Here is a 14,449-nt window from a genome sequence, read left to right on the forward strand (position 1 = left end):
GTCAGCGCCTCGCCAACAGGCCTTGCGGCCGGATCGCCAGCACCAGCACCATGATCAGGAAGGTCACGACGATGGCGTAGGTCGGGATGTAGACCGAGCCGAGCTGCTCGGCGAGGCCGATGATCAGCGCGCCGAGCGCCGCACCGGGGATCGAGCCCATGCCGCCGACGATCACGACCACGAGCGAGGCCAGCAGGAAGCGGATGTCCTCGCCCGGCGACAACGACTGGAACGTGCCGCCGACCACGCCGGCGATGCCGGCAAGGCCAGCGCCAAATGCGAACACCAGGACGAAGACGAGCTGGATGCGCACACCGGTCGCAGCCAGGATGTCGCGATCATCGACGCCGGCGCGGATGATCATGCCGATCCGGGTGCGGTTGAGCGCGAGCCACATCGCAACGCCAATGACCACGGACGCGGCGAAGATCACGAGCCGGACCATCGGATATCTGAGATAGACCGGCTCGCCCGAGGACTTCACCGCCGTGATCAACGGCAGGTCTATGGGCCCGATCAGCCAGCTCGGGGTCTGGATCTGATAGAAATCACCGCCGCAGGCCCACAGCATGAGATCGGCAAACACGATCGACAGCCCGATCGTCACCATGGTCTGCCTGAGGTCCTGACCCTCCATGCGCCGGAACACGATCACCTGCAGCAGCACGCCGACCAGGGCCGTCAGGACGAAGGCGACGATGAAGCTGAGCAGCCAGGAGCCGGTCGCCGTGCTGATGGCGTAGCCGACATAGCCGCCGAACAGATAGAGCGAGCCGTGCGCGAGATTGACGTTGCGCATCAGGCCGAAGATCAGCGTGAAGCCGCTGGCGACGAGGAAGTAGAGGCCCCCGAGCGTGATGCCGTTGAAGACGGCGTTGAGGAAGACGCGCTTGCGGCCGATCACCTCTTCGAGACCCGGCGGCCAGACCGCGAAGACCAGCCAGAGCACGACGGCAACGGCGATGATCGTGATCAGCGCCCAGGCGGGATGGCGTTCGATGAAACGGCTCATGTGCGCCGTCCGCTTGTCCGGGCGACACGCCGAAAGTTCGTAAAATGCAGGTCGGACAGCCCTACAGCGGCTGCAGGCCTTGCCATGGACGTGCGCTCCCGTCGGTCGCGATCATCTCTGGATCGCGTTGCCCGCATCCTAGCCGGGCGGCGAGGGCGACGTTTGATCGTGAGTATCTTTTCGTGCAGCGGTCAGGCCCGCAAAACCTTGGCTGCGCGGCGATAATCGGTCGGGGCCATTCCCACATTGGCGGCGAAGAAGCGGGTGAAACCGCTCTGCGAGGAGAAGCCGAGATCGAAGCCGATGTCAGCGATCGGCGTCTCGCTGGCCACCAGCGCTTCGAGCGCCTGTTCCATGATCAGTGTGTTGAGGTAGAGGTTCGGGGTGACGCCGGTCTGGACACGGAACAGCCGGTAGAAGTGCGGGCGCGACAGGCCGGACTCGCGGGCGATCGTATCGAGCTCGATCTCGGCGCCTGGGCTTTCCGACATCATCTTGATGCATTTGCGCACGCGGAAATCGGTGACGGAGCCGCTTGCGCGCGGATCGCGCGCGATCTCGGCCTGCTGCCAGCTTTCGTCGTAGCAGATGTCGATCAGCCGCCTCAGCTCGGAATCGAGACTGGAGAGGGATGGTGCGCCGCACACGAGCGCGGCGGTCCGTCTGATGTGCTTGTCGAGTGCAGGCGTGCGCCTGAACTGGGTGCGGCCGAACCGTAGGCGGTCGGTGCCCGGGGTATCGGGCGCGAACCATTCGGCGTTGACATAGAGCACGAAGAAGATGGCGCCGCCATCGAGATCGCTCGGCAGGAAGTTGTGTGGCTCCCACGGATTGACGGCGACCACGGAGGTCTCGGTGAGATCATAGTGTCCGTCTGAGACATCAATGCATGCAGACATGCCGCCGACATGGAAGATCAGATGACCTTCACGATGGGCGTGGATATTGAAAGGGCGGTTCAACTGATAAACCGTCGCCCGGCCGAACCGGCCGTGGAAGACGGCGAGCGCACGGCTCATGCCTTCCCCTCCCGAATGTTTCTTCTTTTCAGCCAGCGTTCAACAACGCCGCCGAGATTGCAAGAGCGGAGAGCGACCGCGTCAGCGAGTCGCTCCCCGGTTGCTTCTTGCCGATGGTGATGCGTCAGTACTTCTTACATTCCGGTACGGTGCGGCTCGGCAGGCCGATCTTCGAGAACACCGCAGGATCATAACCGAGCGTCTGGTTCACGTTCGGGATCACCTTCACGACCTTGCTGAACAGCGCGCCCTTGCCGTCATCGACGACCTCGGTGACGAAATTGGTGCCGATCGCCTGGCGGTTGGAGTCGAGCTTGATCTTGCCGTTCGGCGCGTCGAGCTCGATCTTCGCCAGCGCAGCCTTGAATTTCGACTGATTGTCGCTGAGATCGCCGTTGACCTCGCGCAGTGCGAGGATCAAGGCCATCGTCGAGCCGTAGTAGTTGGTGGCCAGCAGCGAGGGGCTCGGGAAGCGCTTGTTCGGCGGGAACGCGTCCTGATAGGCCTTCACGAATTTCTGCCAGCCCGGATCCTCCCAGGTGTCGGCTTGGCCGCTCGCCGCGATGGTGCCGATCAGGGCGTTCTTGGCATTGCCCTTTGACGACAGGATGGTCTGGTCGATCATGATGGAACCGCCCATCAGATGCGCCTTGCCGCCGGCCTGCTGATACTGGTTGAGGAAGTTGACGGCATCCGCGCCGCCGAGGCCGAGATAGATGGCATCGACATCGTCGGGCAGGGCGGCGATCACCGAGGCGAAGTCCTTGGTTCCGAGCGGCACCCATTGCCGGTTGGTCACCTGTCCGCCCATGCCGCAGAATTCGAGCACCAGCCCGAACACCTGGGTATAGATGAAGGAATAGTCCTCGCCGACGGTCGCGATCTTGCGATACTTCTTGTCCTCATAGGCGTATTTGCCGAGGCCGACCTGCCACTGGGCGCCGTCCATGTTGTAGCGGAAGAAGTTCGGGGCAGGATCGACATAGGTCGTTTCCTGCGCGCCCGATGCGGCGTTGATGAAGGTCAGCTCGGGGTGGGTCTTGGCAAAGTTCTTCACCGCGATGCCTTCGTCGCCGGAGAGCGGCGACAGCAGGATCTGCACCTTGTCCTGTTCGATCAGCTTGCGGACTGCGCGCACTGCGGAGTCCGGCGTCGCATCGGTCGAGGCGACGATGAATTCGAGCTCCTTGTCGCCGATCTTCTTGCCCAGCACGTTGAGCGCCGTCTGATGGCCGCGCATGCCGTCCTCGCCGAGCACCGTATAGGTGCCTTCGAGGGTCGCGGTCACGCCCACCTTGATTTTTTCCTGGGCGATCGCCGCGCCTGAAAGAAACAGGCTGCTCAGCGCGAGCAGTCCGATACTGCATTTCGACATTGTGCTCCTCCCTGTGTCGTCGATTTGTGCCGCGCCAAACCAGCGCGACGCCCGTGGCTCTCAGCGGCCCGCGGCTTTCGAGGGAAGCTATCCGAAGTCGAATGCGGTGCCTGCGCGGAGGCCTCGTCCGGCTTGACGGGCAGTCTCATTTTTGAATGTTGCGGCCCAGATGGTTTCGCGCTGCAGCAGAAGCTCGCGCCGGAAAAGGGCCTGTCGCGGCTGGCTGCCACCTGCACGATTATCTGGGAGACGACTGCTGCGCACGGCTCAGTCTCGTCGGAACGCTCGCGCGACGCGCCTCTCTTACTTCAAATCTTTGGCCTTGACCGCGATCGCGGCCGCCGCGGTGCGATTCTCGACGCCCAGCTTGGAATAGATTTGCTCGAGATGCTTGTCGACGGTCCGCGGGCTCAAACCCAGGATTTGCGCGATATCCCGGTTGGTCTTTCCTTTGGACAGCCAGGACAGCACTTCCGCTTCACGTGCGGTAAGGCCTAGCTCTCTTGAAAACTCCACCGGCGTATCGGCGCCGGAATCCTTGGCAAGACGAAGCAGGAATTCGTTCGGACCGAGCTTGCCCATATATTGCAGCCGCAATTGCTCGTTGCCGGGGAGAGCGGGCATGGTCGTGGTCTTCGGGGCGGATTTGCCCTTCTGGACCTGGTCGAGCCATTGCGGCATAGGGTCGGGCAGCACGAACTCGTCGATGGTGTCGTCGGCCAGCGTATCCGCGAGAAGCCTTTGGGCCTGCGGCGTCGCCCATAACAACTTGCCCTTGCTGTTGACCGCGAGCAGATAGCGGCCGGAGACATCGAGGGCAGCGCGCGCGCTCTGGGTCATCCGGGCATTGGCGAGGTGGACGCGGATCCGCGCCAGCATCTCCTCGACCACGATCGGCTTCGTCACATAGTCGACCCCGCCGGCTTCGAGCCCGCGCACGATGTGCTCGGTCTCGGCAAGGCCCGTCATGAAGATAATCGGCACGCCGTCGAGCCCGGCATCGCGCTTCAGCCGCTTGCAGGTCTCAAACCCGTCCATGCCGGGCATCACCGCATCGAGCAGCACGATGTCGGGCGTGATCTGGTCGACGATCCGCATTGCGGATACGCCATCGAGCGCGACCATGACGGTCATGCCTGCGCCGTCCAGCGCGTCGGTCAGGAGCCGCAGCGTCTCGGGAGAGTCGTCGACGACGAGGGCGACGTCGCGTTTTCTGGGATCAGTGATCATAGCTGTGCAAGGTTTTCAGCGTCGCCATGTATTGGTCGAGATCGAAGCGGTCGAGCAGGGCGCGCATGTGGGTGACAAAGTCGGCGTGCTCCGGCAGCTCGGTGCCGATTTCGTCGAGCTTGAGCTGGATCGCCCGGACATAGCCGAGCCGGCCAAGGTCGATCAGCTCCTCGACATATTTCACCGGAGGGCGCGAGCCGCTCTCCGGCTTCCACAGCGGCACCGGCACCTGGTCGGCCTCGTACTGCCATTCGAGCTTGAGCAACTGGCGGATGGTTTCCAGCAGCCGCGGGATGTCGATCGGCTTCATCAGATAGCCGTCATGGAACGGCTGCGCCAGCGGCGCGCCATGCGCCTCCAGCGCGCTGGCCGACACCATCAGGATGCGCGCTGTGTGATGGCCGTTGGCACGCAAGGTCTCCGCCACCGCCCAGCCGTCCATGCCTGCCATGGAGATGTCGAGCAGGAACAGATCGGGCCGGCAGTGCTGCGCCAACGCGAGGCAGCCGGGGCCGTCGGGAGCGCTGAGCAGGATGAAGCCGAGCGGCGCCAGCACCTCGCGCAGCAGATCGCGATGAGTCGGATCGTCATCGGTGATCAGGATCGTCTTGCGCGGTCCGAGATAGCCGTAGATCGGCGCCTCCACCGGGGCATCACGCCGGGGATTGGTGACCTCGGAGAGCAGGAGTTTCACGCGGAAGGTCGCACCGGCGCCGACCGTGCTCGTCACCTTGATGTCGCCGCCCATCACGCCCGCGAGGAGGCGGCTGATGGTGAGGCCGAGACCTGTACCGGTCTGGGGCTGCGCCACGCCGAGCGCGCCGCGCTCGAAGGGGGCGAAGATGCGTTCGAGATCGTCCGGCTGGATGCCGGGGCCGGTATCGACGACCTCGAACTCGGCCACGGGGCTGCGATAATGCACCACGAACTTGACGCTGCCGGTTTGCGTGAACTTGATCGCGTTTGAGAGCAGGTTGATCAGGATCTGCCGCAGCCGCTTTTCGTCCGCATAGACCACGACCGGCAGCACCGCCGGCCGCTTGAACACGAAGTCGATGCCTTTGGCGGCAGCCTGCAGGCGGAACATGCCGACGAGCTGATCGAGGAAATCGTTGAGGCGAACCTCGTCGCGGGACAGATAGAGCCGTCCGGCCTCGATCTTGGAGATGTCGAGGATGCCGTCGATCAATCCCGACAGATGATCCGCGCTGCGGCGGACCACGCGCACCTGATCGCGCGGTCGCGCCTGCAAACTGTTGTCCTGCTCGAGCAGCTGCGCATAGCCGGAGATCGCGTTCAGCGGCGAGCGGAGCTCGTGGCTTAGTCCAACGACATAGCGGCTCTTGGCGAGGTTGGCGGACTCCGCGACCTCCTTGGCGCGCTGCAATTCGGCGTCGGTGCGCTTGTGCGCGTCGATTTCCTGGATCAAGAGCGCCGTCTGCCGCCGCGTCTCTTCCTCCGCCGCGCGACGGCTCTGCTGCGCCAGCACGAACAGCCAGGCGACAACGCCGATGATGATGATCAGCGCGAAGAACACCTTCCATAACACGTCAGCCAGCAGCGCATCGGCGTGCACGGTCGCCGAGGTTTGCAGGTAGATCAGTCCGAGCACGAGCCCGACGAGACCGGCCGATACCGCGAACACGCCGATATACTGGCCGAACTGCGAATTGATCCGGGTATGGATCGCCTCGGGCAACATCCTGCCGAGCGCTTCTGACACCTGCGCGCCGGCCCGTGCGTGCGGCTTGCAGAGATCATGGCACCGGGCGTCGAGCGAGCAGCACAGCGAGCAGATTGGCCCGGCATAGGCGGGGCATGAGGCCATGTCCTCCGGCTCGAACGAATGCTCGCAGATGCAGCACTGGATCGCCTCGACGCTCTGCCAGCTCCGCTTCGGCTTGCGGGCGATGTAGTACCTGCCTTCGGTGGCCCACGCGATCAGCGGCGCCGCGATGAAGGCCGCAGCGAGCGCGACGAAAGCCGACAGCGCCTTCGCGGTCGGGCCGAACAGGCCATAGAACGCGCTGATCGAAACAATGGTCGCGATGGTCATGGCGCCTACGCCGACCGGGTTGATGTCGTAGAGATGTGCGCGCTTGAACTCGATCTGCGGCGGGCGGAGGCCGAGTGGCTTGTTGATCACGAGATCGGCGACCAGCGCGCCGACCCAGGCGATCGCGACGTTGGAGTAGAGCGCGAGCGTCTGCTCCAGCGCCTTGTAGACGCCGATCTCCATCAGCAGCAGCGCCACCATCACGTTGAACACCAGCCAGACCACGCGGCCGGGATGGCTGTGCGTCAACCGCGAGAAGAAGTTCGACCACGCGATCGAGCCGGCATAGGCGTTGGTGACGTTGATCTTGACCTGCGAGAGGACGACGAAGGTGCCGGTCAGCGCCAGCGCCAGGTCCGGCTGCGACAGCACGTAGCGAAACGCTTCCAGATACATGTTGGCGGGCTCGGCAGCTTGTTCGAGCGCGACGCCGTGGCTCAGTGCGAAATAGGCCAGGAAGGAGCCGACCAGCAGTTTGAGCGCGCCGAAGATGATCCAGCCCGGGCCGGCGCTGAGCAGGGCGATCCACCACGAGGTCTTGGAGGTGCGGCGGTCGCGCGGCAGAAAGCGCAGGAAGTCGACCTGCTCACCGATCTGCGCCACCAGCGAAAACACCACCGACGCCGCGGTGCCGAACAGCAGGAGATCGAGATGCCCGTTCGGATCGCCATGCTCGCCGGCGAAGTGTCGCCACTCCGTGAACGAATGCGGATTGGCCCAGGCGATCGCCAGGAACGGAAGGAGATGAAGGACGACCCATAGTGGCTGCGTCCAAAGCTGGAAGCGGCTGATCAGGGTGATGCCGTAGGTCACCAGCGGGATGATGACGATGGCGCTGATGAGATAGCCGAGCGGACGGGGAATGCCGAAGCACATCTCCAGCGCCGCTGCCAGAATGACCGCCTCGAAGGCGAAGAAGATAAAAGTGAAGGAGGCGTAGATCAGCGAAGTGATCGTCGAGCCGATATAGCCAAAACCGGCGCCGCGGGTCAGCAGGTCGATATCGATGCCGCATTTGGCGGCATAATAGGCAATCGGCAGTCCGCACAGGAAGATGATGACGCTGACGACCAGGATCGCTGCGGTTGCGTTGCTGGCGCCGTAATTCAGCGTGATGGTGCCGCCGATCGCTTCAAGCGCAAGGAAGGAGATTGCGCCCAGCGCGGTGTTGGCGACGCGGGCGGCGGACCAGCGCCGCGCGCTCTTGGCGGTGAAGCGCAGCGCGTAGTCTTCCAGCGTCTGGTTGGCAACCCACTGGTTGTATTGGCGCCTGACGCGGTCTATTCGCTGCCGCCCTGCCACTTAACCCCACTCCCGATACGGACCCGCAAGCCACGCAAATCCCGTACCAAAAGCCTACGTCGGCATTTTGCGGTGCAGTATACGCGATCTTGCGTATGCTTGCGCTGCACAAATTCGAGCCATCCTCACGGCACCAATCGCGTGTCCTCGAAAACAAACAGTGGGGTGCTCATGTCAGAAGACGCAAATAAAGGCTTGTTGTCGCCGCTTCGGCGCAAACTATTGATGGGAATGGCCGCTGTGCCGGCCATTACGATGCTGCCGAAGGCGTCCTTCGCGCAGGCTCCGGCGACCTCGGCAGTCAACACTACGGGTCTCGCGGTCACCGATACCGAAGTCACCGTCGGCATCCTGCACTCGGCCACCGGCACGATGGCGATCTCGGAGACCGGCTCGATCGAAGCCGAGAAGCTCGCGATCGAGCAGATCAACGCTGCCGGCGGTGTGCTCGGCCGCAAGATCAAGGTCATCCAGGAAGACGGCGCCAGCGACTGGCCGACCTTCGCGGAGAAGGCCAAGAAGCTCCTCGTCAACGACAAGGTCGCGGCCATCATGGGCTGCTGGACCTCGGCCTCACGCAAGGCGGTGCTGCCGGTCGTCGAGCAGTACAACGGCATGCTCTACTACCCGACCTTCTACGAAGGCCTCGAGCAGTCCAAGAACGTGATCTACACCGGCCAGGAAGCCACCCAGCAGATCCTCGCTGGCCTGAACTGGATCGCCAAGGAGAAGGGCGCCAAATCGTTCTTCTTCGTCGGCTCCGACTACATCTGGCCCCGTACCTCGAACAAGATCGCGCGCAAGCACGTCGAGAACGTGCTGAAGGGCAAGGTGGTCGGCGAGGAATATTACCCGCTCGGCAACACCCAGTTCAATTCGGTCATCAACAAGATCAAGCTGACCAAGCCGGACGTGATCTTCACCGACGTGGTCGGCGGCTCGAACGTCGCCTTCTACAAGCAGCTCAAGGCAGCCGGCATCGATCTCTCCAAGCAGGCGCTGCTGACGATCTCGGTGACCGAGGACGAGATTGACGGCATCGGCGGCGAGAACATCGCGGGTGCCTACGCCTGCATGAAGTACTTCCAGTCGCTCGACAATGCCAACAACAAGGCGTTCGTCGCCGCCTTCAAGAAGATCTGGGGCGAGAAGACCGTGATTGGTGACGTGACGCAGGCGGCCTATCTCGGCCCATGGCTCTGGAAATTGACGGTCGAAAAGGCCGGCAGCTTCGACGTCGACAAGATCGCGGCCGCCTCGCCGGGCGTGGAATTCAAGGGCGCACCCGAGGGCTATGTGCGCATCCACGAGAACCATCATCTCTGGTCGAAAACCCGCGTCGGTCGCGCCAAGCTCGATGGTCAGTTCGAGCTGATCTACGAGACCGCCGATCTGGTCGAGCCGGATCCGTTCCCGAAGGGCTACCAGTAAGCGCGCAAGCCTTCCGCGAACGTTCCCCAAGCAAGAGCTCCCTGACGCGGGCCGTCAATCCGCGTCTCACGACCCCGCGTCGCGATTTTCAATCGCGACGCGGGACCCTGTGCCCTCGGACGCGAGACGCTGTTCTCGACGGAGAAACCAGATGTTCGGCGACTATTCGATTGGCGACCTCGGCTCGATCTTCGTCATGCAGGGCTTTGCCGGCCTGATCCTGTTTTCCGTCTACGTGCTGATGGCGCTGGGGCTCGCGATCATCTTCGGCCAGATGGGCGTCATCAACATGGCCCATGGCGAGTTCATGATCCTGGGCGCCTACGTCACCTGGATGACGTCGAATTTCTTCCAGTCCTACCTTCCAAGCCTGTTCAGCGGCTACTTCTTCCTCGCGATGATATTGGCCTTCCTGGCTTCCGGCGCACTCGGGATGCTGGTCGAATGGGTGCTGATCCGGCACCTCTACAAGCGGCCGCTCGACACGCTGCTTGCGACCTGGGGGCTCAGCCTCATGTTGCAGCAGGCCTATCGCTCGATCTTCGGCGCGCGCGAGGTCGGCGTCGAGCTGCCGCAGTGGATGCTCGGCTCGCTCCATGTCACGGACTCCATCGAAGTTCCGATCAACGGCGTCTTCGTGATGGGCCTGACGGTGCTGATCACGATCGGCGTCGCCTACATCATGTTCCGCTCGCGCTGGGGCCGCCAGGTTCGCGCCGTGGTGCAGAACCGTATCATGGCGGGCGCCGTCGGTATCAATACTGCGAAGGTCGACCGCTACACCTTCGCGCTCGGCTGCGGCATCGCCGGCGTCGCCGGCTCCGCCTTCACCATGATCGGCTCGACCGGGCCGACGTCGGGCCAGCTCTACATCGTCGACACCTTCCTGGTCGTCGTGTTCGGCGGCGCCGCCAGCCTGCTCGGCACCATCGCATCGGCCTTCTCGATCTCGCAGACCCAGTCGACGCTCGAATTCTTCATGTCGGGCTCGATGGCGAAGGTGCTGACGCTGCTTGCGGTGGTCGGAATTCTGATGCTGCGGCCGCAGGGACTGTTCGCCCTCAAGGTCCGCAAATAACGAAAGCGCAGGGGGCTGAACCCATGAACGACAGTCGTTTTGCCACGCGTTCGGAGTTGATCGGCATCCTGGTGCTCGCGGTCTTTCTGGTCGTGATCCTGCCGCTCTGCCTCGACGTCTTCCGCCTCAACCTGGTCGCCAAATATCTTACCTACGCCTTCGTCGCGCTGGGACTGGTGATCTGCTGGGGCTATGGCGGCATCCTGAGCTTGGGGCAGGGCGTATTCTTCGGTCTCGGCGGCTACTGCATGGCGATGTTCCTCAAGCTCGAGGCGTCGAGCGTCGAGAACACCAAGATCCAGTCGACGCCGGGAATCCCCGACTTCATGGACTGGAATCAGATCACCGCGCTGCCGTTCTTCTGGAAGCCGTTCCACAGCCTGACCTTCACCATCGCCGCCGTCATCCTGGTACCGGGCATCTTCGCCCTGATCATCGGTGCTGCGATGTTCAAGCGCCGCGTCGGCGGCACCTACTTCGCGATCATCACGCAAGCGGTCGCTGCGATCCTCACCATCCTGATCGTGGGACAGCAGGGCTATACCGGCGGCATCAACGGTATGACGGATCTCCGCACGCTGAAGGGCTGGGACATCCGTCCCGACCACGCCAAGATCGTGCTCTACTTTTTCGAGGTCGGCCTGCTGTTCGCTTGCATCTTCATCGCACAGTTCGTCCGCCACTCGAAGCTCGGCCGCATCCTGGTGGCGATGCGCGACCAGGAGGACCGGGTCCGCTTCTCTGGCTACAGCGTCGCCAATTTCAAGATCTTCGCCTTCTGCATCGCCGCGATCTTCGCCGCGATCGGCGGCGCGATGTTCGCGCTCAACGTCGGCTTCATGTCCCCGTCCTTTGTCGGCATCGTGCCCTCGATCGAGATGGTGATCTACACCGCGGTCGGCGGCCGGCTGTCGATCCTCGGCGCAGTCTACGGCACCATCCTCGTCAACTTCGCCAAGACCAGCCTCTCCGAGTCGTTCCCCGAGCTCTGGCTGTTCGGCCTCGGCGGCCTGTTCATTGCCGTGGTGCTCGCATTCCCGAACGGCCTCGCCGGCATCTGGGGAGACCACGTCCAGCCGCGGATCAGCAAGCTGATCGGCACGCGCAAGCCGAAGGCCGGCTGGACCGACAGCTCGGTCGCCGACGGCGCACCGGCAGAGTGAGGAGGATCTTATGCTCGTAGGTCACCAGCCCAAACCCTTTCTGCTCTCGGTCGAAGGGCTCACCGTGTCCTTCGACGGCTTCAAGGCGGTCAACGATCTCTCGTTCTATGTCGAGGAGAACGAGATCCGCGTCATCATCGGTCCCAATGGCGCCGGCAAGACCACCGTGCTCGACCTGATCTGCGGAAAGACCAAGGCCACCTCAGGCTCGATCGAATTCCGCGGCAAGGACCTGACCAAGCTGAAGGAGAACCAGATCGTCAAGGCCGGCGTCGGCCGCAAATTCCAGACCCCGTCGATCTACGACGATCTCACGGTGTTCGAGAATTTGGAGATCTCCTATCCGCGCGGCCGCACCGTGTTCGGCGCGCTGACCTTTACCCGCGACGCCGCCGTGCGCGATCGGGTCCATGAGGTCGCTGAAATGATCTTCCTCAGGGATCGCCTCAACATGAGCGCGGCGCTGCTGAGCCACGGCCAGAAGCAGTGGCTCGAGATCGGCATGCTGCTGATCCAGGACCCGGACCTGCTGATGCTCGACGAGCCTGTCGCCGGCATGAGCGTGTCGGAACGCGCCAAAACCGCCGAGCTGCTCAACCGCATCATCAAGGACCGCTCGGTGCTGGTGATCGAGCACGACATGAAATTCGTCGAGGACATCGCCCACAAGGTCACGGTGCTGCACCAGGGCCAGATCCTCTCCGAGGGCACCATGGCGAAGGTGAAGAACGATCCGAAAGTGATCGAAGTTTACCTCGGACACTAAGGAGCGCGTCGATGCTGGCAATCAATGATCTTCACGTCGCCTACGGCCAGAGCGAGGTGCTGCATGGCCTCAACGTGTCGGTCGCGCCAAACGAGATCGTCGCGATCATGGGCCGCAACGGCATGGGCAAGACCACGCTGATGAAGTCCCTGATGGGGATCGTGCCGACCAAGAGCGGTTCGGTGACCATGGACGGCACCGAGCTCGGATCGCTGCCGAGCTACGATCGCGTCGCCAAGGGGCTCGCTTATGTACCGCAGGGGCGGATGATCTTCTCGACCATGACGGTGAAGGAGAACATCGAGACCGGCCTCGTCGTCTCCGGCGGCTCCGAGGTACCGGAGGATATCTACGAGCTGTTTCCGGTACTGCTGGAGATGAAGGGACGTCGCGGCGGCAATCTCTCCGGTGGGCAGCAGCAGCAGCTGGCGATCGCGCGGGCGCTCGCGACCAAACCGAAAGTGTTGCTGCTGGATGAGCCGACCGAAGGCATCCAGCCGTCGATCATCAAGGAGATGGCGCGCACCTTGAAGCGCATCCGCGACGAGCGCGGCCTGTCGATCGTCGTCTCCGAGCAGGTTCTGAGCTTCGCGCTCGACATCGCTGACCGCGTGCTCGTGATCGAGAACGGCGAGATCGTGCGTGACGATCCGCGCGACAGCGTCGATGCCGCGCAGATCTCGAAATTCCTGTCCGTCTAATCAGTAAACCAAGGGGAGCATCTCGATGCCAGATACGCTGATCAAGGTCGATCTCACCAAGTCGGCCTATGAAAACGACAAGATCCACAACCGCTGGCATCCGGAGGTTCCGATCGTCGAATGGGTCAGCCCCGGCGACGACTTCATCATCGAGACCGTCGACTGGACCGGCGGCTTCATCAAGAACAACGACTCGGCGGACGACGTGCGCGATATCGACCTGTCGATCGTGCACTTCCTGTCCGGTCCGATCGGCGTCAAGGGTGCCGAGCCCGGCGATCTGCTCGTGGTCGACCTGCTCGACGTCGGTCCTCTCAAGGAGAGCCTGTGGGGCTTCAACGGCTTCTTTTCCAAGCAGAATGGCGGCGGCTTCCTGACCGATCACTTCCCGCTGGCGCAGAAGTCGATCTGGGACATCAAGGGCCTTTATACATCGTCGCGCCACGTACCCGGTGTCAATTTCGCCGGCCTGATCCATCCCGGTCTGATCGGCTGTCTGCCCGATGCCAAGATGCTCGCGGCCTGGAACGCGCGCGAAGCCGAGCTGATTGCGACCAATCCGACCCGTGTACCCGGCCTTGCCAATCCGCCGTTCGCACCGACCGCGCATGCCGGACAGGCCAAGGGTGACGTCAAGGCCAAGATCGGTCTCGAGGGGGCCCGCACCGTGCCGCCGCGCGAGCATGGCGGCAATTGCGATATCAAGGACCTGTCGCGTGGCTCGAAGATCTACTTCCCGGTCTATGTACCGGGCGGCGGCCTCTCGATGGGCGATCTGCATTTCAGCCAGGGCGACGGCGAGATCACCTTCTGCGGCGCGATCGAAATGGCCGGCTGGCTGCACATCAAGGTCGACGTCATCAAGGACGGCGTGGCGAAATACGGCATCAAGAACCCCGTGTTCAAGCCGTCGCCGATCACGCCGAACTACAAGGACTATCTGATCTTCGAGGGTATCTCGGTCGATGAGGCCGGCAAGCAGCATTACCTCGACGTTCACATCGCCTACCGCCAGGCATGCCTGAACGCCATCGAGTACCTGAAGAAGTTCGGCTACTCCGGGGCCCAGGCCTATTCGATCCTCGGCACCGCGCCATGTCAGGGCCACATCTCCGGCGTGGTCGACGTGCCCAACGCCTGCGCCACATTGTGGCTGCCGACCGAGATTTTTGACTTCGACGTGATGCCGTCGGCGGCAGGGCCTGTGAAGCATATCACGGGCGACATCCAGATGCCGATCTCGCCGGACAAGTGATGCCAGCGCGAGGGATGCGGGGCGATGCGCCCCGCGTCCGGCGTCAACAGCGAAGGGAGCG

At 63.1% G+C, this 14,449-nt stretch carries 11 protein-coding genes; 6 read left to right on the plus strand and 5 right to left on the minus strand.

The genetic code is table 11. From position 1 onward, the window contains the following. Window position 1: 1 nt before the first annotated feature. The 5 genes from FOM02_RS40845 to FOM02_RS40865 all read right to left on the minus strand — a co-directional run bounded on the left by FOM02_RS40845 (window position 2) and on the right by FOM02_RS40865 (window position 7,994). Window positions 2-1,012, minus strand: a complete 1,011-nt coding sequence (locus FOM02_RS40845) for a branched-chain amino acid ABC transporter permease (RefSeq protein WP_027557083.1) — start codon at window positions 1,010-1,012, stop codon at window positions 2-4. 191 nt (window positions 1,013-1,203) lie between these two features. Continuing rightward, entirely contained in the window at window positions 1,204-2,031 is an 828-nt protein-coding gene (locus tag FOM02_RS40850) for a helix-turn-helix domain-containing protein (protein WP_027557084.1), read from the minus strand. Window positions 2,032-2,155: 124 nt separating this feature from the next. Next, window positions 2,156-3,406: an ABC transporter substrate-binding protein gene (locus FOM02_RS40855; RefSeq protein WP_027557085.1), complete on the minus strand. Its 1,251-nt coding sequence runs from the start codon at window positions 3,404-3,406 to the stop codon at window positions 2,156-2,158. A 303-nt stretch (window positions 3,407-3,709) separates the two neighbouring features. Next, window positions 3,710-4,636: a DNA-binding response regulator gene (locus tag FOM02_RS40860; protein ID WP_027557086.1), complete on the minus strand. Its 927-nt coding sequence runs from the start codon at window positions 4,634-4,636 to the stop codon at window positions 3,710-3,712. Then, on the minus strand, window positions 4,626-7,994 hold the full coding sequence (locus FOM02_RS40865) for an ATP-binding protein (RefSeq protein WP_027557087.1): 3,369 nt from the start codon (window positions 7,992-7,994) through the stop codon (window positions 4,626-4,628). Before FOM02_RS40865 ends, FOM02_RS40860 begins: the two co-directional genes overlap by 11 nt. Before the next feature lie 171 nt (window positions 7,995-8,165). On the opposite strand from FOM02_RS40865, the gene urtA reads away from it, so the two are divergent. From urtA to fmdA, 6 genes are all read left to right on the plus strand, one after another. Continuing rightward, entirely contained in the window at window positions 8,166-9,425 is a 1,260-nt protein-coding gene (urtA, locus tag FOM02_RS40870; RefSeq protein ID WP_027557088.1) for an urea ABC transporter substrate-binding protein, read from the plus strand. A gap of 151 nt (window positions 9,426-9,576) precedes the next feature. Continuing rightward, window positions 9,577-10,503, plus strand: a complete 927-nt coding sequence (urtB, locus tag FOM02_RS40875) for an urea ABC transporter permease subunit UrtB (RefSeq protein ID WP_027557089.1) — start codon at window positions 9,577-9,579, stop codon at window positions 10,501-10,503. Between the two features lie 23 nt (window positions 10,504-10,526). After that, on the plus strand, window positions 10,527-11,666 hold the full coding sequence (gene urtC / locus FOM02_RS40880) for an urea ABC transporter permease subunit UrtC (protein WP_027557090.1): 1,140 nt from the start codon (window positions 10,527-10,529) through the stop codon (window positions 11,664-11,666). Between the two features lie 10 nt (window positions 11,667-11,676). After that, window positions 11,677-12,432 (plus strand): urea ABC transporter ATP-binding protein UrtD, encoded by a 756-nt coding sequence (gene urtD / locus FOM02_RS40885; protein ID WP_027557091.1) that lies wholly within the window; start codon window positions 11,677-11,679, stop codon window positions 12,430-12,432. Window positions 12,433-12,443: 11 nt separating this feature from the next. Further along, entirely contained in the window at window positions 12,444-13,133 is a 690-nt protein-coding gene (urtE, locus tag FOM02_RS40890) for an urea ABC transporter ATP-binding subunit UrtE (RefSeq protein ID WP_027557092.1), read from the plus strand. A gap of 25 nt (window positions 13,134-13,158) precedes the next feature. Continuing rightward, window positions 13,159-14,388 carry a formamidase gene (fmdA, locus tag FOM02_RS40895; RefSeq protein WP_027557093.1) on the plus strand — a complete coding sequence of 410 codons (1,230 nt, stop codon included), beginning with the start codon at window positions 13,159-13,161 and terminating at the stop codon, window positions 14,386-14,388. Window positions 14,389-14,449: the final 61 nt, after the last annotated feature.

The sequence above is a fragment of the Bradyrhizobium sp. SEMIA genome, assembly GCF_014844175.1.
Classification (GTDB): Bacteria; Pseudomonadota; Alphaproteobacteria; order Rhizobiales; family Xanthobacteraceae; genus Bradyrhizobium; species Bradyrhizobium arachidis.

Coding starts and splice junctions, on each gene's coding strand:
- FOM02_RS40850 (WP_027557084.1), bottom strand. CDS start 2,031: ATGAGCCGTGCGCTCGCCGTCTTCCACGGCCGGTTCGGCCGGGCGACG.
- FOM02_RS40855 (WP_027557085.1), bottom strand. CDS start 3,406: ATGTCGAAATGCAGTATCGGACTGCTCGCGCTGAGCAGCCTGTTTCTT.
- urtC (WP_027557090.1), top strand. CDS start 10,527: ATGAACGACAGTCGTTTTGCCACGCGTTCGGAGTTGATCGGCATCCTG.
- urtA (WP_027557088.1), top strand. CDS start 8,166: ATGTCAGAAGACGCAAATAAAGGCTTGTTGTCGCCGCTTCGGCGCAAA.
- FOM02_RS40845 (WP_027557083.1), bottom strand. CDS start 1,012: ATGAGCCGTTTCATCGAACGCCATCCCGCCTGGGCGCTGATCACGATC.
- fmdA (WP_027557093.1), top strand. CDS start 13,159: ATGCCAGATACGCTGATCAAGGTCGATCTCACCAAGTCGGCCTATGAA.
- urtB (WP_027557089.1), top strand. CDS start 9,577: ATGTTCGGCGACTATTCGATTGGCGACCTCGGCTCGATCTTCGTCATG.
- urtD (WP_027557091.1), top strand. CDS start 11,677: ATGCTCGTAGGTCACCAGCCCAAACCCTTTCTGCTCTCGGTCGAAGGG.
- FOM02_RS40860 (WP_027557086.1), bottom strand. CDS start 4,636: ATGATCACTGATCCCAGAAAACGCGACGTCGCCCTCGTCGTCGACGAC.
- urtE (WP_027557092.1), top strand. CDS start 12,444: ATGCTGGCAATCAATGATCTTCACGTCGCCTACGGCCAGAGCGAGGTG.